Below are 380 nucleotides of genomic sequence, written 5' to 3'. Positions count from 1 at the left end.
GTGGGCGTGTATAGCTTCCCGGCTATTTTTGAGAGCCCGGCTTATTATCAACACAGTGATTATGACGGGGATGGTGTGCGTGATGTAGCATTATTTGGCCGCATTAAACGCAACAACAAAATTCAGGTAAAACTGATTAGTGGCGCAAACAGCAACGACAAGCTAGACGCTTATAACTTCCCTGATAAATGGGAAAACGTGAGCTGGCATAAACTGTTTGATATGAACAACGATGATAACGCGGAATGGGGCTTATTTGGCACCAGTCGTGACGACGGCAGAACCATGCTGCTAGTTAAAGACGCTGTTGATAAACGTGGCTTAGTCGCCAGCTACGCGTGGCCAGGTATGGACAGCCCTACCCTACTGACTATTCCTGA

Annotated in this window: 1 pseudogene; it reads left to right on the top strand. The window is 47.4% G+C overall.

Features of this window, described 5'->3' with window-relative positions:
• A pseudogene (locus ACX5KA_RS03950) lies at nt 1–380 on the top strand (hypothetical protein); the annotation flags it as partial.

Source organism: Alteromonas alvinellae, assembly GCF_902705805.1.
Note: the sequence above shows the minus strand (reverse complement) of the source record. Positions and strands in the feature narration are given on the sequence as shown.